Origin of the sequence: Pedobacter glucosidilyticus (assembly GCF_002483235.1) — a bacterium.
GTDB classification, from domain to species: Bacteria; Bacteroidota; Bacteroidia; order Sphingobacteriales; family Sphingobacteriaceae; genus Pseudopedobacter; species Pseudopedobacter glucosidilyticum_B.
This window is the reverse complement of sequence record NZ_DLHN01000001.1, coordinates 20,326-47,176: the sequence shown is the minus strand read 5'-3', so window position 1 is coordinate 47,176 and position 26,851 is coordinate 20,326. Positions and strand designations below refer to the sequence as shown.

Here is a 26,851-nt window from a genome sequence, read left to right as displayed (position 1 = left end):
ACATCTACAAAATATCAGTCAAAAAAAATGATCTTAATCAGTTTACTCTTTTCAATACTAAAGTTAAAGATTCATAATCGATTTTTGCTTGGTAATCCATTAAAATATCACCACCAATTACACCTATTACTGGGGGTAGGTTTAGTTGCTCATAAGCATATTTAACAGCAGATAAATCAAATACTGGTGCTTCGTAATTTTTTATAAGGAAATTGCCTATTTTCAATTCGGAAAAATTGGCTACATATCTTTCCATGGTAGTAGTTCCTAAACCAACGGCATGTTGGTTTGGAAGATGAATAATATCATTTAAAGCTAAAGATTCAATGATTTCTTTATCAAAAGCACTTTTAGAAGCTCCGGTATCTAAAACAGCTTGAAAATTTCGCCCATAAACAACAACTTCCACCAAAAGGTGGAAGCCGTCGCCTTGTAGATTTATGAGCTCTAACGGAATGAGGACCTCAACCCGCTCCTCTCCTTCGGAGAGGGAGCTGTCTGTATTGTTGCTCTTCAAGTCTTTTTTTCTTTATGTATTTTATTATTACCCTAAAAAGTTAATCCTCATTTCAGGAAAGTCCTTCTCCTTTAGAGAGGGGTTTAGGATGAGGCTCTCTTTATTACAATTCTAAAACATTATTCATATTACGAACTGCATCAGCACTCTTATTAAACTCTGCTTGCTCTGCTTCAGATAAATCAAAGTTTACAATTTTTTCCCAACCGTTTTTACCTAAAACTACTGGTACAACTAATGAAATATCACTCTGACCGTATTCTCCATTTAAAGCAACACCACAAGAGATTAATTTTTTCTCATCACGAACGATAGACTCTACCATTGCAGCAGTTCCTGCACCTGGTGCATACCAAGCAGACGTTCCAATTAGTTTAGTTAAAGTAGCACCACCTACCATGGTAGCGGCAACAATTTTATCTTGTTGTTCTTGACTTAAGAAGTTGGTTACCGGAATGCTATTCCAAGTTGCATGCTTAATTAAAGGAATCATCGTTGTATCTCCATGACCACCAATTACAACAGCATTTAAATCTGCCGGTGAGCAACCTAACTCTTGACTTAAGTAATACTTAAAACGAGCAGAATCTAATGCACCACCCATACCTAAAATACGCTCTTTAGGTAAACCTGAAGTTTTTAAGGTTAAGTAGTTCATGGTATCCATTGGATTAGAAACTACAATGATGATGGTATTAGGAGAATATTTAAGAATATTTTCTGTTACTGATTTTACAATTCCAGCATTTGTACCAATTAACTCTTCACGAGTCATTCCGGGTTTACGTGGCAAACCAGAAGTAATAACAACAACTTCAGAATCGGCAGTGGCAGCATAATCATTGGTAACACCTTTAATTTTAGTATCAAAGCCTAAGTATGATGCTGTTTGCATCATATCAATAGCTTTACCCTCTGCAAAACCTTCTTTAATGTCTAATAAAATTAACTCTTCTGCTAATTCTCTTCTAGCGATATTGTCTGCACAGGTTGCTCCTACTGCGCCTGCTCCTACTACCGTAATTTTCATGATTTTATATTGAAATGTTTAATTGTTTAAATGTCGACCGAAGTTACTAAAAACCAATTCTTTTAAGAAATAGATGCAAAAATTATCGTCATGTAAGTGTATAATTTAAAAAATCATTATTTATTCTTAACGTTTAAGGACGCAAAGACTTTTTATACTAAGATTTATTCCTTCTGTTTTATTTCGGATTAGTATGTAAGATGTACAAATTTAAAGATACCTGAAAATCAAGATATTTAAATCTATGTCATGAGAAATGATAAATGTAGAACCTTAATTTAGAAACAAAAAAGCCCCCAATAAGTGTCTAACTTTTTGGGGGCATTGCATATAAGCGACTTACGTATTTATTGATATAAGTTATGACGTAAAAAATGATCAATAACCACCAAGGCTGTCATAGCTTCTACAATGGCAACAGCCCGGGGTACCACGCAAGGGTCATGCCTGCCTTTTCCTTTAATTTCTGCAGCATCACCATCTTTATTCACTGTTTGTTGATTGGTCATGATGGTAGCAACAGGCTTAAAAGCAACCCTAAAATTGATATCCATACCATTAGAAATACCACCTTGTATACCACCAGAAAAATTAGTTCTGGTAATGACATTTCCTAGATGATTCTTTTCAAAAATATCGTTATGCTCTGAGCCACGCATGGTAGAACCATCAAAACCAGAACCATAATCAAAACCATGTACCGCATTGATGCTTAACATCGCTTTTCCTAAATCTGCATGCAGCTTATCAAAAACAGGCTCGCCTAATCCAACCGGGCAATTTTTAATGATACAGCTTACTTTACCTCCTATGGTATCGCCTTCTTTCCTGATTTGATCTATCAGATTAATCATTTCTTTCGCTGTTGCAGGGTCTGCACATCTTACAATATTACTTTCTCTTAAGGCTTCAAATGCTTCTACCGAGCTGAAATCAATATGTGGTGCATCTATAGTACCTACAGAAGAAACATGAGCTACAACATCAATACCCACCTTTTTTAAAGCTAATTTTGCGATAGCTCCTGCTGCTACACGAGCTGCGGTTTCACGAGCTGATGATCTTCCACCTCCTCTATGATCTCTTATCCCATATTTATGCTGATAAGTGTAATCCGCATGTGAAGGTCTGAAGGTGTCTTTGTTATGATCGTAATCTTTTGATTTCTGATCTTCATTTGGGATGACTATAGCGATAGGCGTTCCTGTGGTTTTACCTTCAAAAACTCCTGAAAGTATCTGACAGGTATCCGACTCTTTTCTTTGAGTAGTAATTTTAGATTGACCAGGTTTACGTTTATCCAACTCGTACTGAATAAAATCTAGGTCTAGCTCTATATTTGGCGGACAACCATCTATAATAACACCTATAGCCGCTCCATGCGACTCGCCAAAAGTGGTAATTCTAAATACTTGTCCGAATGAATTTCCTGCCATGTTTTTATTTATTATCAGTTGTTGATTATTATTTAGAGCGATTAAATCGCTGTACCATGTTAAGCACTTGTACAAACGAGCGCAAGATCATATTCTATAATACAAACCAGCGCAAGAAATACCCAGCTACTTTTTATGCTGTACTTTCTAATTTATACTCTAATCAATCCAGACTAAATCCAATTTTTTTAACATCTTCCCAATAGCTTGGATATGATTTCTCTACCACGTTTGCTTCTTCTACTTCAACCTCTCTAACCAAGCTTGCTAAAGGTGCAAATGCCATTGCCATACGGTGATCTTCGTAAGTAGCAATACTGATTTTATCTGGAAAATGTAATCCGCTACAATCTAAAGTATAATTCAGGTTTTCTTCTATCAATTTCACTCCTATCTTAGCCAACTCGTTTTGTAAAGCGGCAACACGGTCTGTTTCTTTAATTTTTAAAGTTTCCAAGCCTGTGAAAGTAGCCTCATGACCTAGTGCAGCACTACAAACGATAACGGTTTGAGCTAAATCCGGACAATCTTTTAAATCAAAGAATTTTTCGCTGAGCTGATGTGGAACTTTTTTAATGATAATGCCCTCATCGCTATAAGCCGTTGCAATACCAAAATGCGCCATGATAGTAGCAATAACACTATCACCTTGTAAGCTGTTTTGCCTTAAATAAGGTAATGTAATGGTGGCTTCATCGGCCAAAGCTGCAAAAGCATACCAATATGATGCTGCGCTCCAGTCGGGCTCAACAATCAAAGTACTGCTTTCAAACTCTTGGTGTGTAATAGTGATTTGATTACCTTCCCATGTATGCTTAATACCACATTGAGTTAAGAAACCTAAAGTCATTTCAACATAAGGTCTTGAGGTTAATTCGCCCTCAATTTCTAAAGTTAAACCTTCTTCTAATGCCGCTGCAACCAATAGTAAAGAAGTAATGTATTGTGAGCTGATATCTCCTTTAATACTTACCTTGTTTTGCGTTTGTTTAAAAGCAGGAGCTATTTGTAAAGGCGGAAAGCCTTCACTTTCTACATAGGTAATTTGCCCACCAATGTTGTTTAAAGCATCAACCAGAATACCAATAGGACGTTGCTTCATCCGCTCTGTACCTGTTAACACCGTTTTGATTCCTTTAACAGTTAGGTAAGAAGCTAAAAAACGCATAGCAGTACCTGCCGGACCAACATTTACTTCTGCTGGTTCTTGGGCTAAACTGTTTAAGATTTGGTTAAGCGTTACGGTATCGGCAGCAGCAGAAAGGTTTTCTACTTTAACCTTTCCGCCACTTAATGCCTGTATGATAAGCGCCCTATTACTTTCACTTTTAGAGCCCGTTAACCTAACGGTCTCCTGTATTTGTTTTGGAGCTTTACTGATGAGGATATTTCCGCTCATTAGTTTAGTTCTGTTTTAGCGTTCATGATTTCGGTTTGCTTACGAATAGACTCGCCGTGTATCAATTCTAAAACCTTTTCTGTAAAATCTTTTTCTAATTTTAAAGCAGAAGCTAAAGCAGTTCTTTTCTCTAAAATTTCTTCCCAACGGTTAACTTGTAAAATGGTTACATCGTTATCTCTTTTGTACTCACCAATTTTCTCTACTAAAGCCATACGCTCGCCCAGCTTTTGTAAAATTTGATCATCAATTCTATCAATTGCATCTCTTAAACCTTGTAATTTATCGGTAAACTCTGGGTTTGAAGAATCTGCTTTTCTGATGGTTAAATTGTTAACAATTTCAGTAAGAGCAGCTGGCGTAACTTGTTGCTTAGCATCTGTCCATGCAACAGAAGGATCTATGTGCGACTCAATCATTAAACCTTGCATATCTAAGTCTAATGCTTGTTGAGAGATGTAAGGAATTAAGTCTCTTGTACCGCAAATATGACTTGGATCGTTTAGGATAGGTAATTCTGGCGCTAATGTTTTAAGGTGGATAGCTAAATCCCACATAGGCTCGTTTCTGTAAGCTGATTTCTCAAAAGAAGAGAACCCACGGTGGATAGCTGCTAATTTCGTGATTCCAGCTCTGTTGATACGCTCTAAAGCACCAATCCATAAAGCTAAATCTGGGTTGATAGGGTTTTTAACCATTACAGGCACATCAACACCTTGTAAAGCATCAGCGATTTCTTGTACTGTAAAAGGGTTTACCGTAGAACGAGCACCAATCCAAAGGATATCAACACCTGCTGCTAAAGCTTCTTCAACGTGTTTTGCTGTTGCTACTTCTACTGCTGTAGGTAAACCAGTTTCCTCTTTAGCTCTTTTTAACCATTGTAAACCTATGCTTCCGATACCCTCAAATTCTCCCGGACGAGTTCTTGGTTTCCAGATACCTGCTCTTAAAACACTTACTTTACCTGTGTTTTTTACTAAATGAGCAGTTGCTAATAATTGCTCTTCTGTTTCTGCACTACATGGTCCAGAAATGATTAATGGCTCGCTAGATACTTTCATCCAGCTGCTTAGTGGTTGTATGTTTAAGTTAAGTTTCATATCTATTTTATTACTTGATTATCGGTTATTAATTATGAGTTGTTAGTTGACAGTTTAACAATTGCAATTCATCTTTGCTCTTTTATCTTTCTTCTTCTTTACACTTTATCATTCTTTTTATACTCGCCCATGATGCTAAAGTTACTGGTATGTTTTAATGAATCACGAATGGCTTTATCATACTGCTGATTATCTTTCCACTCCACATCTACATAAAAATTATATTCGTTTCTTTTACCCAAAACTGGCATGGATTGGATTTTACTCATATTGATATTGTTCTCAGCAAAAATATTTAATACAGCCGCTAAAGAACCCACATTATTATTTACCTGAAAACATAAAGAAGCCTTATTAGCATCTTTGATATCTACGTTTTTATCGGTAAGGATTAAAAAACGAGTATAGTTTTTCTTATTAGACTCTATCCTACGTTCTAAAATTTCTAGACCATAAAGTTTAGCTGCTAAATTATTTGCAATAGCAACGGTATCTTTCAACTGCTCTTCTTTAATTTTTTTGGCACAAGCAGCAGTATCACTACTTTCTACTACTTTTAAATGAGGGAAATCATCCAAAAAATCATTACACTGGCGAATAGCAATAGGGTGTGAGGTTACGGTTTTTATATCCTCGAACTTTACTCCAGGAAGTGCCATTAAATGCAATTGAATGTGTAGATAAACCTCACCTATTACCGGAAAATTATACTCTCTTAGTAAAGTGTAATTAGGCAATAAACTTCCGGCAATGCTATTCTCTATAGCCATCACTACATAGTCAGCCTCACCTGCTTTAAGTTTCTGGAAAGTTTCTTTAAAAGAGTTGCACTCTATGGTGTCTATATCCTCTCCAAAAAACTTAAATGCGGCTTCTTCGTGAAAAGAAGCCTTAATTCCCTGTATTGCAACTCTTTTTTTTGCGCTCATGCTGATTTAAAAAAAAAGACCCGGTCTGCGTAGGCCGGGTCTTTGTATTTTTATAAGTCTATTACAACATACTATGCCCGGCTCTTATTTGAATAATAAAAGTAACCGAAGTAATATGTAGCGTTAAATTTCATTTTTTGTTTATTGGATGCAAATGTACACACTTATTTTTCTTATGCAATATTTTTTTTACATTTTTTATTTAACAAGATAAATTTTAAAAGTAGTAAACCATTAAAAAGTTTATTAGCGCTTATATGCCCAACTTCAATCCTAAGACTTTATACCATCTTAAATTTTCTCTGTTTAACACGAGGTTACATTCTCTTATAAAGATTACAAAAATTGGAAAGCTATATTACCCATTTAAAACTGCTAGCTCTTCTAAAGCTTTAGCTAACACGGTTTCTGAATTTGTAGAGAGATTTAAACTAAGTGCATATTGATGACCTTTTGCATCCATTTTAAGTAAACACTTTCTCAAAATATTAATCATTTTCTCTGTAGATTGTGTACTTAAAAAGTCTTCAAACTGATATTGTAAAAAAACTAAGCATAAAGCATTTTCCATCATTTGGACTTCTTGATCATGCTTAATCCTATGCTTTAAAATAATTTGTTTTACTCGGTAACAAACCGTTTCATCAAAACCTACTTCTCTTAAAATAGACAGGGCTTTATTGACATGGAAATTAGCTAATTCCTTCCTCCACTTCAGATAGCCTTCTCTCCCATGAGGGTATTTATCACGAGGTATTTCCCAGCGTCCTATATGCTGACATTTTGAGGCCAATAATAACTCTACACTTGCTATAGGTTGAAGTATTAAAATCCATTCGTTTAATTTCTGTGCTAAAAAATATTCTTGTGGAAACGTAACTCCATTATAAGTAAATGTTCTTGGATCTTGCTGGTTATAACTATCAAATGCTGCAAGTGCAGCTTCTGTGTTTTTCATTTTGTACTAGGTTGATTTAATTTCTTAAAGGTAAATATATTTTTTAAAACTCAAATCTTATATTTAAAAAAATGGTTTAGCTTTTGCTATGAGTAATTTTAATTATGCTTAACCTTAAATGATTAAAACTAAATCTAAAATTCCTGTATTTTTTTGCATTCCTGATATCACTGGTTTTACAAGATTTATGACAAGTGTTGATCATGATTTTGCACATGAGTTTATTCCGCATTTATTGCAAACGCTCATCAAATCAAATATTTTAGAATTAAGTATTGCCGAGATTGAAGGTGATGCTATTTTTTTTTATAAAACTGGCAGACTACCTTCTGTACAAAAAGTTGCACTTCAGTGTAAGGTTATCTATGATACCTTTAATCAATTTATAGCTTCTTATGAAAAAATAGATGAAAAAAATTATCACAAATATCTAGCTCATCAAGAAATTGGAATTAAAGTTATCATACATTACGGTAAAATTTCTATTTCAAACATCGAAGGGCATTTTAAATTGATGGGCGAGGATGTTATTCTGGCTCATAAATTATTAAAAAACAGTATACAACAGCATAATTATATCCTTTTATCGCAACAGTATACAGATAAGCTGAGGGATAAGAAAGTTGTTAAAAACTGGTTTAACTGGGATAAGCTAAAAAAAGGAACCGACCATTACGAACATTTCGGTACGGTGTTTTATCACTATATCGCTTTCGCTGATGTTAAAAAGCTTAATAAGAGAAAAGCATAATTAACAAAAATCCTACAGCACAAAGGACCAAACCACCCATAAAAATATTGTATGAAGTGGTTAACAGCTTATACTTTCGTACCAATACTACTCCAAGATGGTAAATATCTACCGTCATGCTATCATAAAGTTCATCTTTCTCTTTTTTAAGCTCTTTGATATGGCTCACAAATTCATTGATTTGTATTTGAGCAAAATTGCCAAAAAATAAGATACTGCTGTTTTTATTATCAAGCTCGAATTTTTCTTTACTGGTAATGTTTGGCCTTGCCGATAGAATAGCAAACACAACAGAAAGTAAGCTACTAATTACTAAGAAAGCCATAGGAAAGACAAATCTCACGCTGGCAAAAGTACCATCACCTGTAAAGGTATAGCCAGAACCAAACAGCGTGATGATTAAGGATACAATGATGGTATTGATACTAATCATGATATTGGCTTTATTATCTGCAATAGAGCTTAAATTGATATGATAATCGTAAACAGAGCGATACAAAGTTTCTATACCTCTACCTTCTTTTTTAGATTTTACTTCTACTCCTTTCTCTTTTAAATGTAGTTTAAACTGGTCATTTTTTAGTTTTTCTAACTGTTTCCTTTGCTTTTTTAAATTTTTCTCTTTGCCTTCACCATAAGTTTGTAAAGCATAAGTTGTTTTAAATTTTTTATGGATGAGAAAATGCAACTGCCCCTCAGCCCATTCTAAATCAGAATAAGGCTTTTTAAGGCTTTGCTCCCATTCTACCCTCAACAGTTCTGCATTTTTACAAAACTGCTTTTTACCCATATTGATACAATCGGCATCGTGTAAAATTTCTTCTGTTAAATTACTTTCTGGAATATTTATATGGGTACTTTTAATCAAATCAGTAACCTTGTTTAAACGTTTTTCATCCAATTTACTTCTTAAAAAAGTCTCTGCAATTTTAACGCTTTCTTCTTCGTGGTCTTTGTATTTTACGGTATATCCAGCATCATGAAACCATGCTGCAAGCAGCAAATCTTCTTTATCCTGAGTACTTAATTGATAATGATCGGCCATTTCCTGGCAAGCCTCTACCGTATCTTTGGTATGGTTAAAATTGTGGTAAACCAACTCGTTGGGTAATTTATCTTTAAATAAATCAAAAACATAAACTTCTGTTGCTTTCAATAAATCAGATGGTGCTGTCATGGTTATATATTTTGTTAATGGTATAGGATTTGATTTGTGTGCTACAAATTATTTTTATGAATAAGGTTTTTATCATACCTTTTATAATTTCATCTTTACTTATCATATCCTGTACCAATTCTTCTTTTAAGAAAAATAAAGCACAGGCTATTCAAAAATCATATATCAAAAATTTCGAAACCATTAACCTCGATTATCAGCTTAAAGAAATTTCTGGAATCACCTTTGTTAACGATAGTTTAATAGCCGCAGTAGAAGATGAAAATGGTATTGTTTACTTTCTTGATCTTCATCAAAAAAAAATCATCAGAAAATTAATTTTTGGAGAGTCGGGAGACTTTGAAGACATCACAAAAGTAAATACCGATCTTTTTATCATCAATAGCAAAGGCAATTTAACCCAAATTGTTTCTTTTGAAGATAAAAACCCTAAAGTTATAGCACATAAAACAGCTTTTAAAAAGAAAAATGATATTGAATCTATCGTTTACGACGAAGCCAAACACCAATTATTGATTGCTGTAAAAGCTGAAGATTTAAAAGGCAACGAAAATAAAAAAGCAATTTACACTTGCTCTTTAACAGATTTTAAGGTGGATGAAAATCCTTATTTAAGTATATCTCATCAAAAACTTTTAAACATTTTTAAAGGAGACCGATGGGAAGAACTATCTAAGGCATTTCTTAAAAAACTTGGAAACGAGAATCTTAATAAAGTTTTTTCTCCTACAGCATTAGCTATACATCCGCAAGAAAAGGATTTATACATTTTATCATCAACCAATAATTTTATTGTGGTTATACATCAACAAGAAATTAAGCAGGTTATATCTTTGGTTGGTAATGCTTTTACACAACCAGAAGGTATGGCATTTAATAGTAAAGGAGAGCTTTACATCTCTAACGAAGGAAAAAAACTCAGTGGTAATATTTTAAAAATCACATCTATACATGACAAATAAGTTTAAAATATCATTTATCGTTCTCAGTAGCTTTTTGTACGCTGCTTGTACAACTTATAAACCTTTTTATGCTAAAAAAGAAAAGGAATGGAAAACAGCCAACAATCCAGATACACTAAGTCTTAAATACACTGTTTTTTTGGTTGGCGATGTAGGTAACCCCGATTTGAATAAACAAGAACCTACATTGAAACTTATGGAATCGCAGATGTTTAATTACGATACCGTGGTTTCTAAAACTGGCAGCGATACGCTTATCAAAAAATTATCTAACCCTAAAGATGTAGCTATTTTTTTAGGTGATAATATTTATGATAATGGTTTACCAGAGCCTGATGATTATGACCGTGAAGAAAAGGAAAAACGATTGGTAGAACAACTAAAAATTGTTAAAGAGTTTAAAGGACGTAAAATATTTATTCCAGGTAACCACGATTGGAACCATAGCCGGCCGGGCGGACTTGCCGCTGTAAAACGCCAAGAGCAATTTGTAGAGCAATACTTAGATAGTACCGATGTATTCATCCCAAGTAATGGCTGTGCCGGACCTGTAGAAGTACGCATGAATAAAGATTTGGTAATTATTGTTCTGGATAGCGAATGGTGGTTACATAAATACAGCAAATCTAACCGATACCAACAAGGTTGTACAGCTATTTCTAAAGAGCAGGTACTTACACAAGTAAAAGATATCATCTTAAAAAATAAAGGCAAAAATATTCTCTTTACACAACATCATCCGCTGTTTTCTAATGGTAAACATGGTGGTTATTTTACCCTGATTGATTATATATTTCCATTAAGCTTGGTTAAAGATAACCTTTATATCCCATTACCTATTGTTGGTTCTTTGTATCCTCTATTAAGACAATACGGTTTGTCTCGTCAGGATATTTCTAATAAAGATTATCAGCAACTAAGAAATGGTTTACTTTCTATACTAAACAATGCAGAAAATGTAGTTTTTGCTGCCGGGCATGAACACGCTTTGCAGTTTACCAAATACCAAAACTTAAATCATATCATTAGTGGTGCAGGCAGTAAAAATAGCGCCCTTTTTAAAGGAAACGATGCTTTATTTGGGCATGGTACAAAAGGCTTTGCCCGCTTAAACTATTATACCAATGGCCAATGCTGGGTAGAGTTTTGGGAGCCTGTAGGAGATGGCTCTACCGGAAAACTGGTATACAGAAAACCATTATATGCCACCGCACCTACCAAAGCAGAAATAAAGGAAGAGGACTTGCTAGACCTTCAAGATTCTATGAAATATGTAGCCGTAGGTAAACAGTACAGAGCTTCTAATTTTAAAAAGAAAATTTTGGGCGAGCATTATAGAAACGTTTGGGCTACACCAGTAGAAATTCCCTATTTAGACTTAACTAAATATGCCGGAGGCTTAAAGCCTTTACAGCTTGGTGGCGGTAAACAAACTACTTCTTTACGGATGATTGGCAAAGACAGCATCCAATACCAATTTAGAACGGTAAACAAAGATCCTTCTGATTTATTACCAAATGGTTTTGAAACCACTTTTGCTGATGATTTCTTGCAAGACCAAATATCTTCTGCCCATCCTTTTGGTGCTTTAACCATACCAGAAATGGCTAGTGCTGCCGGAATTTATCATACCAAACCACAATTGGTTTACATGCCATATTCCAGATTATTAGGCCCTTATTTATCAGAAGTTGGTGGTAAAGTTGGTATTATTGAAATAAGACCCGATGAAAATTTATCTCTATATAAAAACTTTGGGAGGACTAAAAATGCCATTGGCACAGAAACCTTATACGAAAAATTAAAAGAAGATAATGATAACGAGGTTGACCAAAAAAGCTTTTTAAAAGCCCGTTTATTTGATATGCTTATTGGCGATTGGGACAGGCATGAAGACCAATGGCGCTGGGCCGAGTTTGAAAAAGACAAAGGTGCTATTTACAGGCCTATCCCTAGAGACCGCGACCAAGTTTACACCAAATTTGACGGCTTACTACCTTCGCTTTTTAAAAGCTTTGTGGCAGACATACAACATTTTGGTTATGAAATTAAAGACCCTGCCGAACTCTCTATTGCCGCCCGAAATTTGGATAGAAATTTCTTGAACGAGCTTAACCTTAAAGATTGGCAGAAAATAGCCAAAGAACTACAAACAGAACTTACTGATAGTGTAATTACATCATCTATAAAGGCTATGCCTAAAGAAGCTTTTATGGTTTCTGGGAATGAGATTATTGAGAAACTAAAATCAAGACGTAACCAATTATTAGATGTTGCAATATCTTATTATAAAACCTTAGCTAAAGAAGTTACCATTGTTGGGTCTGATAAATATGAATATCTGGAAATTATAAGAGAAGCCGATAGCACTTTGGTTTGCCTGTATAAAACCAGAAAAGAAGGTAATATTGATACCTTAATTTATTCCAGAAAGTTTGACAACAGCCTTACCAAAGAGCTTAATTTTTTCCTTTTGGATGAACGAGATAGCGCTGTAGTAAGAGGCAACTCCAAACATCCGTTAAAAATTAGAATTGTTGGCGGAGACGGGAAAGACCGTATAACAGATACTTCTGATGCTGGTAAAATAGTTATTTATGATACACCAGAAAATAACATCAGCGGAAGCAAAAACACCAAAATTGTATTATCCAACAAAGCTTGGATTAACCAATACACCCCAAATTGGTTTAAGTATGATAAAGCGGGCATTGCACCTTCTGTAGATTATCCAAATGGTTTAGACGGACCATCTTTTGGCTTATCTCATCAAATAAAACGCTATGGTTTTAGGAAAGACCCTTATGCTTTTGAGCAAAAAATAACCGCTTTATACGCCCCTAAAAACGGAGCTTTTGAGGTGAAATACCGTAGTATCTTCCACTCTTTATTTGCTAAAAAATATGATTTGGTGTTTAGTGGAGATTTTGCCGGACCAGCTTACAGCTTTAATTATTACGGTATTGGCAATAGTACACCTAATGAAAATCAAGTAGATTTTTATCGTGTACGCTCCAGAGCTTTACAAGCCAATGCTTATTTCCAGTACCGTTTATCTGAAAGGGCCAAGTTTGGTATTGGGCCAGGACTTGCTTATGTGGATATTATGAAAGATAGACCCAATAGCTTTATTGGCAATTTGGCAGATGATTTCGCTAATACAGATAAATTTATTACGCTAAAATCTTATGCTGATTTTGATTTGAGAGATCGGAAAATAAATCCACAAACCGGTTTTAGGTGGTTAAGTACCATCAATTATATCTGGCAAACCAATGCAGAAAAGTATAAACATCTAAACTTATATACCAGTTTTAGTGGTTATGCTACGCCTAATATTTCTTTCCCGGTAACTTTTGCTGTTAGATTGGGGGCAGAAACCAATATTGGCGATTACCAATTTTACCATGCCAGCTCTTTAGGAAATAATGAAAACTTAAGAGGCTTTAGAAATCAGCGTTTTTCTGGTAAAACAGCCTATTTTGCTAATACCGAAGTGAGAATACCTGTTACCAAAATACGTGGCTATATTTTAACCGGAGATTTTGGTGTATTTGGTTTTTACGATACTGGCCGCGTACACTCTGCCGAAATAGAAAGTAATACTTGGCATCAAGGTTATGGACCGGGTGTTTGGTTAAACCTTTTTGATAATATTTTTATAAGTTTAGGCTACGGATTTTCCAGAGAAGATAAAGTGCTTTCTTTTAATACCGGATTTAGATTTTAATTAATTTTATCATCATGAAAAAAGAAAACTTCTCTCTAACTGGTAGTAATCAACATACTATCATAGGAGACATAACTTATAGTGCAAAACCAACAAAGCAGGTTGCCATTTTTGTGCATGGCTTTAAAGGTTTTAAAGATTGGGGAGCTCATCATTTGGTGGCTCAGTATTTTGCTTTACATGATATTCATTACGTAAAATTTAATTTTTCGCATAGCGGCGTCAATCCAGAAAACCCTGTAGATGTTAATGATTTAAATCTCTTTGCTGCTAATACACCTAGTTTTGAACTTTTTGATTTAGATCTTGTCATCTCCTATACAAAACAAAAATTTCCTGATGCTGAACTTATTTTAATTGGACATAGCCGTGGTGGTGGCATCAGTATTTTAACAGCTGCAGCAAATGAAAGCATCCATAAATTAATCACTTGGGCAGCTATTGATAGTTTTAGTAGCTTATGGAAAAAAGAACAAGAGGCAGAATGGCGAGAGAAAGGAAAAATTGAGGTTTTTAACGCTCGTACTAAAGAATACATGCCTTTAAATTTATCTCTTTTACAGGATGTTGAACAAAATGCTGATAAACTGAACTTCAAAACCGCTGTTGAGAAACTAGTAAAACCTTGGCTTATTATTCATGGTAATGATGATATTAATGTCCCTTTAAGTGTTGCACAAAATTTCTTAAAACTTCATCCAAAAGCTAATTTCCAAGAAATAGATAAAGCTAATCATGTATTTGGAGCTAGTCATCCCTACAAAGAAGATCAACTACCAGAACAATTAAAACAAGTTTGTGATGCTAGTATTGCTTTCATAAAATCTTAACTAATCATCTTCAATTTTTTTTGAGTTTCGGCTTTATAATTTCTGCCGATTGGGAGCTCTTTATTATTGATTTCAACGGCATAAGCATAATAACTATCTATTTTAGATATAGAAACAATGAAAGAACGGTGAATTCTTACAAACTCATCTTCTGGTAACAGCTCTTCTATCAAACTAATTTTTTGTTTAGAAATAAGCTCTTTATTTTGGAGAACAACTTTTATATAGTCTTTCTGACTCTCTATCCATAAAATATCTTTGATAGCAATTTTCATCATTTTACGGTCTACTTTTAAGTATAGAAAAGTATCCTTTTCTACCAAAGTAGACTGCTGACTGAATACAATTTGCTGTTGTGCCCCAAAATGACGCAATACTTTATCCATAGATCTTAAAAACCTATCAAAAGAGATGGGCTTAATTAAGTAATCCACAGCTTCTAACTCAAAACCTTCTACTGCATATTCTGTAAAAGCAGTTGTAAAAATAATACGAGGTTGCTTCTTTAGACTTTTCACCAAATCAGTTCCCTTAATGCCAGGCATCTGGATATCTAAAAACATTAAATCAACTGGTTTTTGCTGTAATATTTTAAAAGCCGAAATACCATCGTTGCAGGTAGCTATAATTTCTACTTCAGAAAAATTACTGAGGTAATTTTCTATGACCTCAATGGCATGAGGTTCATCATCAACAATTAAAACTTTAATTTTCATGATTGTTATTGCCTCTACTTAAATCAATATCCAAAACAATTAAAAACATATCTTCATCCTCTTTTATTTTTAGCTCATGCGTGTCGGGATAAATTAGCATTAACCGCTTTTTAACATTAGTTAAGCCAATATTACCAATATGCTTATCTTTTGAGATGGTTTGTGGTTTGCTATTGGCTATTTTAAACTTTAGTTTGTGATTTTGGATGGTTAGATCCATTTTTATCCAAGATTCTCCAACTTGCTCGCTAACCCCATGTTTAAAAGCATTCTCTACCAAAGGAATTAACAATAAAGGAGCTATTTGTTGCTCTTGAATTTGCCCGCTAATACTAAAATTTAACTCTAAACGGTCTTCATACCTAAGTTTCTCTAAGGCGATATAACTTTCTAAAATTTCTAAATCTTTCTTTAAAGAGATATACTCCTTATCGCACTCATAAAGCATATATCTTAATATTTCTGCTAAGCCTAAAACAATATGAGGTGCTTTTGGCGATTGATTGAGCGTTAGAGCATATAAATTATTTAAAGTATTAAACAAGAAGTGAGGATGTACTTGTGCTTTTAAAAAATTAAGTTCAGCCAATAAAGCTGCCTGCCTACGCTCATACCAAAGCTTGAATAATTTAATAGCAATGGCAATCCAAACAACCAAATTTGAACCTTTTACAGCATTAACAAAATAATAAGGATTAGTAAATTGCTCCCAAAAGCTTCCTTGTATTTTCATCCATTCATCCTGCATCCCCATAGCTTTTAAAACTTTATCTATATAGGGGTCTACAATAAATATGTCTATAATACGCGTTAAAAAAGCTAAGGAAATTGCCAAGAACATCACCAAAATAGCAAATAGGACATGCTTACCTTTTAGTAGAAATTTGGGTATAAAATAATAAGCCAAACTATAAAAGTAAACCAGATGTACAGGCATGTAAAACAGGTTATTTCTGAAAGACATGAAATAACTGGGCTTATTTATACCGTATATTAAAGTAAGTGCAGCAAGTACCAATAGCCAAAATAAGATGTGAATCAGGACTCGCTTATAACTGATTTTTTGAAAAGAATAAACCTCTTGAAGCATCATCTAAAATAAAGAAGACTTTTATAAAAATCATTATTAATAGATAAACAGCATGAGTTTATCGACTAACAGCAGCTATTTATAGTTATCTACCTAAATTTTACCTATAAAAGGCGTTCAAACGCTATTTAAAGATTTGTGAATTCTTGATGAGGTATTCTACCGTCATGGTTATCATGAATGGTTAAGCTTCTACAATTTTGGATTCATTAAAATTATAACAACATGAAAACATTCATCATTACTGTAGTACTTGCCTTTTATGGCTTTAACATTATAGCACAAGAAAAAACAGCTATCAAAGAAGGGAATTGGGTAATTGTATCCAATATTAAAACTCCAAAAAATTCAACCGTTATGTTTTATAACGATAAACAAGAACTTATTTATAGCGAGGTTATTACCAATAAAAGGCTGAATATTGAAAAGAAAAGAGTAAAGCTTGCGCTAAATCAAGTTCTTAAAAAAGCAATGGAAACAGAAAAAGTTATATTAGATAAAAACTTAGTTATTACTGCTCTGAAAACTAAATAAACTTATTCTTTTTCTACCCAATTACCATCTGCCCTGATGATTTCTATCAATTCATCCAGGGCATTTTCTGTATTTACATTTTTCTGGATAACTTCTTTACCACGATACAAGGTTATCTTACCCGGACCAGTTCCTACATAACCATAATCAGCATCGGCCATTTCGCCAGGGCCATTAACAATACAGCCCATAATACCAATTTTTATTCCTTTTAAATGATCCGTACGGCTACGTATCATTTGAGTGGTTTCTTGCAAATCAAAAAGGGTACGTCCGCAAGAAGGACAAGAAATATATTCTGTTTTAGAGATACGGCTGCGTGTTGCTTGTAAGATACCAAAAGAGGTAGAAACAATAAATTTAGATGACAGTTGTGGTGCATCTATCCAAACGCCATCACCAAAACCATCTAATAATAAAGCGCCTAAATCTGTAGCTGCATAAAGCTGAGCTTTTAAAGCTATATCTTCCTGATTTTCATCAGCAAATTGATAACTTCTTTTGATGATGACCGGCGTATCTATACCTGCTTGGGCTAGTTTAAAGAAAAACGCTCTTTGATCTGCCATGCCATGTGTTTCATTGGTTTCTAAAACAAAAACCAAAGTTTTATCGAAAGGAATTTCAGCGAAAGCATCCTTATCTAAATCTTCACGCTTTATTTTTACCAAATTAAGCGCAGTATCTCTTTCTGTTGCGCTTACATATTCTTCTAAACTAAATAGCGGATGACAATTGGTTTTATTTTTCAATTGCTGCCAAGTAGTATAATCAAAAAGCTGTTTTAAGTTACCCGGAAAGCTAAAAGAAGGCAATTGGCTACCCATATAGGCAAAATCGATAGATTGATCGCCCATATTGTATTTATCTAAAGCTGCGGAATAGATGTATCCTGCATCAGCCAATACAAATGGATCTTTCAGGTTCTTATCAGATATATCTAAAATAACTCGTGGAACTTGATGACCGCCAATAAAAGTATTTAGCTCGACAGAAGGACGCTTATTATACTCGAAAGGAGAAAAATAATCTGGAAGTTCAACATCATTAGCATTTTTTAATTGCGTTTTTTGATGTTTACGTTCCTCATATCGTTGTGCTAAAACTCGGGCAACTGGTATTTCAAATTCTGGTTCTTCTGTTAAAGAAACTCGGATGGTATCTCCCAAGCCATCCTCTAACAAAGTACCGATGCCTACGGCAGATTTTATCCTACCATCTTCACCATCACCAGCTTCTGTAACACCTAAATGCAAAGGATAATTCATCCCCTCTTTAGCCATGGTGGCTACTAATAATCGGTAAGCTTGCACCATCACTTGCGGATTACTAGATTTCATGGAGATCACCAATTGATGGTAATCTAACTCATGACAAATGCGTATAAACTCCATTGCCGACTCTACCATCCCTTTAGGAGTATCGCCATACCAGCTCATGATACGGTCTGATAGCGAGCCATGGTTAGTACCAATACGCATAGCTGTACCATGTTCTTTACAGATTTGTACCAGCGGAGCAAATTTCTTTTTAATACGTTGAAGTTCTATTTCATAAGCTTCTGGTGTATAATTAAGCTCTTCAAATTTCTTTTTATCGGCGTAGTTACCTGGGTTTACTCTTACTTTTTCTACAATTTTTGCTGCAAGTTCTGCCGCATTTGGTGTGAAATGTATATCGGCAACTAGTGGTGCGTGGTATCCTTTTTCGTGTAAACCTTTTCTTATTTCTGCCAGGTTTTGGGCTTCTTTTATAGATGGTGCTGTAATTCTTACATACTCGCAACCTGCATCTATCATCCTGATACTTTGAGCTATAGAGCCTTCGGTATCCATCGTATCAGTAGTAGTCATAGACTGTAGCCTGATAGGATGATTGCCACCCATAGGAACATTTCCTATAGAAACTTCTAGCGTGTTAAATCTGGAGTATTGGGTTAAAGAATTACAATAAATACCTTTTAAAGACATTGCCGCCTCTGCATCCATAAAATAAAATTTAAACAAAAATAAAGGATTTTATTAAAAGCCTGCTTTTTAAAATTTGTTTTAGAAAAAGCATAAAATTTATGCTTTTAAATTAAACGTTCTTTGATAACAAGCGTACTAGCCCAAACATCGTGTAAACATTGCTGCTTCTTGTTTAAAAAACTATAGAAATAGCCCATAAACAGAATTAAAGCACTGATGATTTTGGCTGTATTTCTTATCAATATTTGGTTAAAGGATGGTTTTAGGCCATCTAAATTGGTGACTTTTATATTTAGCAAACGCTTACCTATGGTAAACTGAGTTTTAGTTTCTGTAATGATTTGATAAACAAATTTGAGTAGCGGTAGCACTATTAAATTGGCTAATAAAATAAGTTGCACTGTGTCTTCTTTATCAAAAGCTAGGATATAAATAAACTCGGCAACAGCCACCACAAATAAAACCAAAAACCAATCTATGGCAGTGGCTAAAAGGCGTAAATCAAAACCGGCAAAGTATTGCGGAGCAGTAAACTGCTGCTTAAACCCCAGTAAACTTCTTAACTCTTCAAACTCATGAGCTTCTTTATAATCATCCATACCGGGCTTTCTTACAAAAGCATCGGGCTTAACATCCAAAGCTTTTAATTCTTCTAAACTAAAAGGTCCTTCGGGTTTTCCCTTTATCACCAAGGTATAGATTTTGGTCTCCATTGTCTTTTAAATTATTGACTGCTTATTTTCTTAGGTGGTGCTTCTTGCTTAGCTGGTGGAGCGTTCTCTTTCTTAACAATTGGAGCTATCTTAGGCTTAGATGGACTAGTATTCACCTTAGCTTTACCTGTAACAGCTTTAGACTTTGTGGTATTAACTTTTGTTATTGGCTTTTTACTTGCCGCTTTCTGAACTATTTTCTTAGCAATAATTTCATCCTTAGATTTTGGTCTATCCTTTGGTTTCCAGCTAAAGTTTGGTAATGTTTTCAGCTCTTCTGTAACATCTTCTATAGGATAATAAGTCATCTCTGGCTTTCTTATAAAAGTGATAGACATTAAACTATCGTTGGTAAAGTTAATCCGCATACGGGCAGCCAGCGTTCTAGACATACTATTATATGCTGTACTATCCTTTGGGAAATAAATACTTTCGGCATTACCATCCACAAAAACACGGTCTAGTTTTTCATCTACAAAATAACCTTTCATCATTTTACCTGCAACTTGGTTAAAATAGGCAGAATCCTGCTCGGTATTAACAACAATGGCATTTCTAATCATGTCCATATTGTCCATTTTCTTATTTACCATTTGTAGGTACATGGTATCGGCAGAAATTTGGCTACCCTGCGCCCATACCATAGGCGATTGGTATATTCTTAAAGTAGAATCTCCGTAACTGAAGAAAGCAGAATCAGATCTGGCCTGTAAATCAGATTTAAAAACCCGCACTTTACGCCAAGCACTTACAACCCTAATTTTTGTGGTATCATTCTCCAAAGCATAAATACTATCTTTTTTGATGCTATCTATCACAAACTGCTTTCGCAAATTGGCTTTTATTAAAACAGAATCTACTTTAATGGGCTCCAAATTTTTCTCTTCAGCAGGAGGTTTGCTTTGCACAACAGTTTCTTGTGCAGGTGCTTCATCGCTTTTATTCTTTCGCTTTCTGCTTCGTTTAGGTGTCTTTTCTTCCTCAACAGCTTTAACTGTAGCTTTTTGTTCTGGCGTATCTTCAATAATAACTAGATTATTGGCTTTCAGCGTATCAGTAGCTAAAGAGTCGACTTGATTAAGGCTTTCTAATTTTGGTGGAGTTAAAGCTGTACTATCTAAACTGGTTTTACTACTATCAGCCGCCAAACTGTCTGCCAGTGCCGCTAAAGCCTTAGCTTTTTGTAAAGCATAAAGCTCCTTTTTTCTGTAAACTTTACTATAAAGGGTATCTGCCGACATCCAGATGCTATCTTTAGAAACCGAGTCTTTTTCTGTTACAAAAACGATATAAGCATTTTGGGTAACCGTAATACTTTCATCTTTTTTAAGGTAATTTCCTAAATCTCCTCTTAGTTCTACTTTTTGAGCGGTATCCACAAAAAGAATATTTTTAACCGCCCTGCCATAGCCTACTTTTCCATCGTAAAACAAACTATCCCCTTTTAAACTTTTAGAGTTTTGGGTGTATAAATTTTTTTTTCCAAAAGCAGCCTGCTCTGTAGCGGTATTGTACTGCCCATTTTCTGTATATAAAGTATCGTCTTTACCGTAAATATTGGTTGGCCCATAGAAATAAGCAATTTTACTGAGTGAATTATAGCGTAAAGTATCAGATTTTATTAAAACCTCGGGTGTTTTTACCCTTACGTTATATCTAAAATAGGCATCGCTAGAGCTAGAAAAATAATAACCATTGGTGCTGGTTAAAGTATTATCTCCGTTTACAATTTTACCGCCATTAGTATAAGTACCTACCTTGCTGGCCATATTGTAAGTTAAATTATTGGTGGTTAAAACCGAGCCTCTATCCACCATCCTTACATTATTGGTTAATACCGCCATCTTGGTATTTCCGTTATAATTCAGCAAATCAGCAAAAATATTTACGGTGTCTGCTTGGTTAATATGTACATGTCCAAAAGCATCAAAGCTATTTTTTTCTATATAAAAATAAGCGCTATCGCAAATTAAAGTGGCGTTATCTTGCTGAAAAACAGGCCTAATAACCTTCTGAATATTTTGTCCGTTCCTTTTCATCCCGATAAAAGACTGCGATTGTAACAGTTCTACACGAGTGATTTTTTGTGCCTGTACCATTTGCACCAACACCAGAATAAACAATAAAAGGGAATACTTTTTCACAAAGCAAAATTAGTTTTTTGGTAACGATTTTAAACGGTTAAATTTGATTGATGTTATGGCAACTAAAATCTTTTCAGGATTTCATTAAATCCGAAGGCTTAATTGGGCCTAAAGATACTGTTTTGCTGGCAGTTAGTGGTGGTAAAGACTCTGTTGCGATGGCTCATTTATTTAAGCAAGCTAAGCTTTCTTTCGCTATAGCACATTGTAATTTCCAGTTGAGAGGTGCAGAATCTGACCGTGATGAGCAGTTTGTAGCACAATTAGCCAAAACTTTAGAAGTACCTTTTCATGTAACTAGTTTTAATACTTTGGCTTACGCTGATGAACATAAAATAAGCACCCAAATGGCGGCTCGGGATTTAAGATACCGCTTTTTTGAGGAAATAAAATCTGCTTTTAATTATCAAAAAATTGCTATAGCTCAACATCAAAATGATGCGATAGAAACTGTGATTTTAAATTTAACGCGAGGTACAGGTATTGCCGGCTTACATGGAATTAAATCAGAAAGGCAAAATATCATCAGGCCCTTAATGATTTTTAAACGTGAGGATATTGATGGTTATATTGCAGAGAATAAGCTAGATTTTGTTGAAGATAGCTCTAACAGCTCTACCAAATATATCCGAAATAAAATCAGACATCAGATTATCCCTGTGATGAAAGAGATTAATCCCTCTTTAGAAGATACATTCGAAAAAAACATCGCTTATTTCTCCGATTTAGAAAATTTTGTAAAATCCAACATCCAAGATTATCGGCAAAAGCTGTTTCAAAAACATCCCAAAGGATATCAAATTAGCATCCAAAAATTAAAAGAAATACCTGCTTTACATTTTGTTTTAACGGAGTTATTATTGCCTTATGGCTTTAATAGCACCACTGTTGCTGACATAGTACAAGGCTTAGATAAAGAAAGTGGCAAGACTTTTTTTGGTAAAGATGATGTTTTATTGATTGATAGAGATTTTCTTTTTCTGCAAAAAATACAGCAACAACAACATACCAAGCTGATTTTAAATGAAGATGATTTGATGCTATACTTTCAAGACTTCATCATTACGCAAGAAATTGCTGATTCTTGTTTCAATCATCATCCGAATACAGCTTTTGTTGACACCAACAAGCTAAAATATCCTTTAAAACTTAGAAATTGGCAAGAAGGCGATAAATTTATGCCTTTAGGAATGAAAGGATTTAAAAAGCTGAGTGATTTTTTCATCAGCTTAAAAATACCGCTTACACAAAAACATCTGATTCCTATTTTAGTTAATGCTGATGATCATATCATCTGGATTGCGGGTTACCGTTTAGATGAAAGATTTAAAATAACTGCCGATACTAAAAAAATAACTAAATTCGAATTAAAGAATATAAAGCCATGATTCATTATTACCCTTTTTATGAAAAACAATACCTTGGAAGAGATTACTCTTTTATAAGCATTAGGTTAGTAATGGCTATTTTTTGTTTCTTGGCTTACTATTGGACAGAAAATAAAGATAAAAACGGCGATTTATTGCTTCTTGTAGGCTGTGGAATTTTAGCTGTTAGCGTATTGATGTTGTTTTTACTTCATTACCGCACTATTGTAAACAACAAAGCTATTTTAATTGATGGATTATGGACTACCAGATTGGTTAAAATAGATTTAAATAGCATTGTTAAAGTTGAAAGAGGCGAATACAGCAAGTATTTTCTTAATAACCCCGTATATAATTTACACAGAAACGGTTCTATTAAATTTTATGCTGGCGGTAAAGATGCCATCCGCTTAACAGACCGAGATGGATTGATTTACGTGATTGGTACCCAAAGACCTGCAGAACTTTATCAGGCTATTATGGAGGAGATGAAAAAGTAGGTTGAGGAAAGCGGAAGGCTGAATGCAGAACGTTTTCTTTCACATAGAGAATAAAAGAAGCAAACTATTATTACTTCTCTTGGATTTAAATTTGGCTAAGTGTTCATCAAAATCAAAACTTTCTACACATGGGCTATTTAAGCCCTCCTGAATGGCATTTTTTAAAGCAGCAGTCTTACTTTCTTCGTCTTCTAAAGACGAAGTCCGGCTCTAATCACCTCACTAACATTTTTATATTTACCGGCTGTAACTTGGCTATTCACAAATTGCTCAAAATAATCACCTAGAAATATTGATGTATTTTTCATATTCAAATTTCCCATTGAAATCACCAATTTTTGGTAATTATTGCAAATTGGCTCCCGTATCTACTTGAAGGTTTGATTTTTATGTCACCCCTACGGGGTTCTTAAATCATTTACCTTGAAAATCCTATAATGATGTCAGTCCTACGGACTTGTTGCTTAACATCATAGCAAAAAATCTAAATTAAACATTAAGGGCAACCCAGCTTTGTGACCTCTGCGAACTCTGCGGTTAAAAAATTAAGAAACATAGAAGAAGGTTTAAAATTAAATGTATTTGGTAAATATGTATTGAGAATATGATAGATATTTGATTTTTATTTCACCCCTAAGGGGTTCTCCCCATCTATTCTTAAAATGCTATCATCATGTCAGTCCTATGGACTTGTTTCATAACATCATAAACTAGAGAATCTAAATCAAACATTAAGGGCAACCCAGCTTTGTGACCTCTGCGAACTCTGCGATTAAAAAATCAAGAAACATAAAAGAAGGTTTAAAATTAAATGTATTTGTAAATGCGTATTGAAAATATGATAGATATTTGATTTTTATTTCACCCCTAAGGGGCCTACTCATCGTTTACTTTTAGAATGTTTAATAACTCTGCATATAATTTATACAGAAACGGTTCTATTAAATTTTATGCTAACCGTAAAGATGCTATCCGCTTAACAGACCACGATGGATTGATTTATGTGATTGGTACCCAAAGACCGACAGAACTTTATGGAGGAGATGAAGATTAAGGATTAGAGAATAAATTTAACAGCTATATCATTAGTATTATTTTTATAACTTAAATCCACTAAATCAATAAATCTTTCTGGATATTAAATAATAAAATAATTTTGCGCTTTACTTTGTCTAAATCATGTTGTTTATGCAAGTACTATTTTTAATTGGAATCAAAAAAATATTTTGACTTATCTAACCATATTTTTATACAAAATTCTCTTATTCTAAAATTTCAAACTCCACATCTAATTGATGGAGTAGCTTAACAATAGTGTCTTTACAAATATCATGAGCTTCTACTCTAAGTATATGATCACAATCTTCTAAATCAAAATTCACCACAGCATTAGGTAAAATCTTAACAATTTCACTAACAATAATATTTGCTGTTACTTTGCTTGTAACGTCTGTTTTAAATACTTCTATGTTCATGTAAAAAATAAACATTTTATATTATGACCTGTACTACTCGCTTATCTAGTATTACTTTAATAATCTTAAATGCTCAAATATTAAATATTGATTAACTATAATTTATAATAAAAATGTAGTACGTCCTCCTCATGGGTTGGGGCCGTTTTACGATAAAAATCTAAAGCATAATCATCTACTCTATCGGCCTGTACAAATATTTCTTCATAGCCTTCATTTTTAAAATACACTTTTACAAAGCTTATCAACTGTTTACCTATACCTTGTCTTTGCAAATTGGTTTTAACAGCCAAATCAAATATATATGCCAATGGCTTTGTTGCGTAGTACTGCTTTAAAGTATAAATTGTTAAGCCACCTATTACATTATTATCTATCATAGCTACAAAAACATGAAAATCTGATGTTGCCAAAAGATTTTCTAAATGAGATTGAGGTGGTATATCAAAATTTCTCATTTCAAATACATCTTCAAAAAGCCTAATTAAGCTTATGAATTGAATATTATCAGTTGCATTTAGTTTTTTAACAATTACTTTTTTCATCTTCTTTTTAAACTGCATCCATAATCTTATGTTACATCCTATTGAATATAAATACTCTTTTGCATCTCTATCTGCTATAATCGTGTTTGATTGCTTTATGTAAGTTGGTTCTCTATGGACAAATAACCTTAAGAAATTATATAGACATGCCAATCACTACCAATCCATTTACGGTTCTGTTAAGTCTTATACTGTGATAATTTATTAAAAATCAGGATAGCTTCAGTGTTTATGAGCTTATCTTTCTGGCAAGATGGGTAAAATAACATAGTTGTTATAAATACCACTATTACAACTGTTATTTTTATAATTTTTTGTAATTGATACATTTTTGATATTTGTGATCTTAAATACGATTCACAAATTTCTTAAAAGATGTAATGCCAAAAATTGCCATTTGGCAAAAAATTATTTTTGTCTTCTGATTCTACTTAAAGAGTATTGCGTAATACCTAAGATATTAGCCAATTGATGTTGTGGAAGTTTTTCAAAATTCGGAAAATTTTTTAAAAGGTATCCATAGCGTTCTTTAGCATTAAGCGTTTGAAAAGCTCTTACAGCATCCATGGCTATGATAAATCTGGTTTCCCAAAGCCGGTGCATAAAGTCTTGCACCGGTTTGTATTCATAAATTAAAATTTCTAAATCACTTGCTTTTATTGCGTAATAAACTACCGACTCAATAGCTACAATATTATAATCTGTTGGTATCTGAAGCCTTAAACTTTTAATTTCTACAGCTAGCTCTCCAGGCGCTTCAATCCAAACGGTATGCTCTTTATGGTTATCAGTATAATAACTTCTTAAAAAGCCACTTTCTATAAAATAATAGCTATCAGCAATCTGACCTTTTTTAATTAAAAACCTATTGGGTTTAAGCTCACGTCGCTCAAATTTTGATGTTAATTTCTGAATAAGCTCATCATCAAGAGCTATATTCATTTTAAGGTATTTAATAAGGTCTGCATTCATTAT

24 protein-coding genes and 1 pseudogene are annotated in these 26,851 nt (G+C 33.9%); 8 read left to right on the top strand and 17 right to left on the bottom strand.

What is annotated here, in order from left to right; all coding sequences use genetic code 11:
* Positions 1–37 precede the first annotated feature (37 nt).
* From B2745_RS00240 to B2745_RS00210, 7 genes are all read right to left on the bottom strand, one after another.
* A complete protein-coding gene (locus tag B2745_RS00240; RefSeq protein ID WP_304062148.1) occupies positions 38–517 on the bottom strand; it encodes a retropepsin-like aspartic protease in 480 nt (159 codons plus the stop codon).
* A gap of 103 nt (positions 518–620) precedes the next feature.
* On the bottom strand, positions 621–1,547 hold the full coding sequence (gene mdh, locus B2745_RS00235; protein WP_304062145.1) for a malate dehydrogenase: 927 nt from the start codon (positions 1,545–1,547) through the stop codon (positions 621–623).
* Positions 1,548–1,894: 347 nt separating this feature from the next.
* On the bottom strand, positions 1,895–2,983 hold the full coding sequence (gene aroC, locus B2745_RS00230; RefSeq protein WP_304062142.1) for a chorismate synthase: 1,089 nt from the start codon (positions 2,981–2,983) through the stop codon (positions 1,895–1,897).
* A gap of 163 nt (positions 2,984–3,146) precedes the next feature.
* Complete coding sequence (locus B2745_RS00225) at positions 3,147–4,382, bottom strand: 3-phosphoshikimate 1-carboxyvinyltransferase (protein WP_304062140.1); 1,236 nt, start codon at positions 4,380–4,382, stop codon at positions 3,147–3,149.
* A complete protein-coding gene (locus tag B2745_RS00220) occupies positions 4,382–5,485 on the bottom strand; it encodes a chorismate mutase (protein WP_304062137.1) in 1,104 nt (367 codons plus the stop codon). The genes B2745_RS00225 and B2745_RS00220 overlap by 1 nt, the downstream gene beginning before the upstream one ends.
* Positions 5,486–5,583: 98 nt before the next feature.
* Entirely contained in the window at positions 5,584–6,414 is an 831-nt protein-coding gene (locus B2745_RS00215) for a prephenate dehydratase (RefSeq protein ID WP_304062134.1), read from the bottom strand.
* Positions 6,415–6,772: 358 nt separating this feature from the next.
* Complete coding sequence (locus B2745_RS00210; RefSeq protein WP_304062132.1) at positions 6,773–7,372, bottom strand: DUF4202 domain-containing protein; 600 nt, start codon at positions 7,370–7,372, stop codon at positions 6,773–6,775.
* A gap of 118 nt (positions 7,373–7,490) precedes the next feature.
* On the opposite strand from B2745_RS00210, the gene B2745_RS00205 reads away from it, so the two are divergent.
* Positions 7,491–8,123 (top strand): DUF2652 domain-containing protein, encoded by a 633-nt coding sequence (locus tag B2745_RS00205; RefSeq protein WP_304062129.1) that lies wholly within the window; start codon positions 7,491–7,493, stop codon positions 8,121–8,123.
* On the opposite strand, the gene B2745_RS00200 is transcribed toward B2745_RS00205, so the two are convergent.
* A complete protein-coding gene (locus B2745_RS00200; RefSeq protein ID WP_304062126.1) occupies positions 8,104–9,300 on the bottom strand; it encodes a Pycsar system effector family protein in 1,197 nt (398 codons plus the stop codon). The genes B2745_RS00205 and B2745_RS00200 overlap by 20 nt on opposite strands.
* A gap of 56 nt (positions 9,301–9,356) precedes the next feature.
* Between B2745_RS00200 and B2745_RS00195 the strand changes: the two genes are divergently transcribed.
* From B2745_RS00195 to B2745_RS00185, 3 genes are read left to right on the top strand one after another with little or no spacing between them, the layout of a single operon-like run.
* Positions 9,357–10,262: an SdiA-regulated domain-containing protein gene (locus B2745_RS00195; protein WP_304062123.1), complete on the top strand. Its 906-nt coding sequence runs from the start codon at positions 9,357–9,359 to the stop codon at positions 10,260–10,262.
* On the top strand, positions 10,252–13,992 hold the full coding sequence (locus B2745_RS00190) for a metallophosphoesterase (protein ID WP_304062120.1): 3,741 nt from the start codon (positions 10,252–10,254) through the stop codon (positions 13,990–13,992). The genes B2745_RS00195 and B2745_RS00190 overlap by 11 nt, the downstream gene beginning before the upstream one ends.
* A gap of 14 nt (positions 13,993–14,006) precedes the next feature.
* Positions 14,007–14,822, top strand: coding sequence for an alpha/beta hydrolase (locus tag B2745_RS00185; protein WP_304062118.1), 816 nt, complete (start codon positions 14,007–14,009; stop codon positions 14,820–14,822).
* Here B2745_RS00185 and B2745_RS00180 read toward each other — a convergent pair.
* Together B2745_RS00180 and B2745_RS00175 are read right to left on the bottom strand one after the other, a co-directional pair.
* Complete coding sequence (locus tag B2745_RS00180) at positions 14,819–15,538, bottom strand: LytR/AlgR family response regulator transcription factor (RefSeq protein WP_304062115.1); 720 nt, start codon at positions 15,536–15,538, stop codon at positions 14,819–14,821. The two genes, B2745_RS00185 and B2745_RS00180, sit on opposite strands and share 4 nt — an antisense overlap.
* Positions 15,528–16,502, bottom strand: a complete 975-nt coding sequence (locus tag B2745_RS00175) for a sensor histidine kinase (RefSeq protein WP_304062112.1) — start codon at positions 16,500–16,502, stop codon at positions 15,528–15,530. Before B2745_RS00175 ends, B2745_RS00180 begins: the two co-directional genes overlap by 11 nt.
* Positions 16,503–16,853: 351 nt before the next feature.
* Between B2745_RS00175 and B2745_RS00170 the strand changes: the two genes are divergently transcribed.
* Positions 16,854–17,162 (top strand): hypothetical protein, encoded by a 309-nt coding sequence (locus B2745_RS00170; protein WP_304062109.1) that lies wholly within the window; start codon positions 16,854–16,856, stop codon positions 17,160–17,162.
* A 2-nt stretch (positions 17,163–17,164) separates the two neighbouring features.
* Here B2745_RS00170 and ispG read toward each other — a convergent pair whose 3' ends face one another.
* The 3 genes from ispG to B2745_RS00155 all read right to left on the bottom strand — a co-directional run bounded on the left by ispG (position 17,165) and on the right by B2745_RS00155 (position 21,944).
* Positions 17,165–19,150 carry a (E)-4-hydroxy-3-methylbut-2-enyl-diphosphate synthase gene (ispG, locus tag B2745_RS00165; protein WP_304062107.1) on the bottom strand — a complete coding sequence of 662 codons (1,986 nt, stop codon included), beginning with the start codon at positions 19,148–19,150 and terminating at the stop codon, positions 17,165–17,167.
* Between the two features lie 86 nt (positions 19,151–19,236).
* The gene (locus tag B2745_RS00160) at positions 19,237–19,845 is read right to left on the bottom strand and encodes an RDD family protein (protein WP_304062104.1); all 609 of its coding nucleotides are present in this window, start codon (positions 19,843–19,845) and stop codon (positions 19,237–19,239) included.
* Positions 19,846–19,856: 11 nt separating this feature from the next.
* The gene (locus B2745_RS00155) at positions 19,857–21,944 is read right to left on the bottom strand and encodes an OstA-like protein (RefSeq protein ID WP_414691912.1); all 2,088 of its coding nucleotides are present in this window, start codon (positions 21,942–21,944) and stop codon (positions 19,857–19,859) included.
* A gap of 95 nt (positions 21,945–22,039) precedes the next feature.
* On the opposite strand from B2745_RS00155, the gene tilS reads away from it, so the two are divergent.
* Both tilS and B2745_RS00145 read left to right on the top strand, forming a co-directional pair.
* The gene (gene tilS / locus B2745_RS00150; protein WP_304062098.1) at positions 22,040–23,377 is read left to right on the top strand and encodes a tRNA lysidine(34) synthetase TilS; all 1,338 of its coding nucleotides are present in this window, start codon (positions 22,040–22,042) and stop codon (positions 23,375–23,377) included.
* Positions 23,374–23,856: a hypothetical protein gene (locus B2745_RS00145; RefSeq protein WP_304062096.1), complete on the top strand. Its 483-nt coding sequence runs from the start codon at positions 23,374–23,376 to the stop codon at positions 23,854–23,856. Before tilS ends, B2745_RS00145 begins: the two co-directional genes overlap by 4 nt.
* A 39-nt stretch (positions 23,857–23,895) precedes the next feature.
* Here the strand turns inward: B2745_RS00145 and B2745_RS16960 are convergent.
* Positions 23,896–24,164: pseudogene (locus B2745_RS16960) on the bottom strand (type II toxin-antitoxin system ParD family antitoxin).
* A gap of 590 nt (positions 24,165–24,754) precedes the next feature.
* Between B2745_RS16960 and B2745_RS00135 the strand changes: the two are divergent.
* Positions 24,755–24,910 (top strand): hypothetical protein, encoded by a 156-nt coding sequence (locus tag B2745_RS00135; RefSeq protein ID WP_304062090.1) that lies wholly within the window; start codon positions 24,755–24,757, stop codon positions 24,908–24,910.
* A gap of 208 nt (positions 24,911–25,118) precedes the next feature.
* Here the strand turns inward: B2745_RS00135 and B2745_RS00130 are convergent, their stop codons facing one another.
* From B2745_RS00130 to B2745_RS00120, 3 genes are all read right to left on the bottom strand, one after another.
* Positions 25,119–25,331 carry a hypothetical protein gene (locus B2745_RS00130; protein WP_304062087.1) on the bottom strand — a complete coding sequence of 71 codons (213 nt, stop codon included), beginning with the start codon at positions 25,329–25,331 and terminating at the stop codon, positions 25,119–25,121.
* A gap of 95 nt (positions 25,332–25,426) precedes the next feature.
* Entirely contained in the window at positions 25,427–25,876 is a 450-nt protein-coding gene (locus B2745_RS00125; protein WP_304062084.1) for a GNAT family N-acetyltransferase, read from the bottom strand.
* A 408-nt stretch (positions 25,877–26,284) separates the two neighbouring features.
* Complete coding sequence (locus B2745_RS00120) at positions 26,285–26,818, bottom strand: Crp/Fnr family transcriptional regulator (protein WP_304062081.1); 534 nt, start codon at positions 26,816–26,818, stop codon at positions 26,285–26,287.
* Positions 26,819–26,851 lie beyond the last annotated feature (33 nt).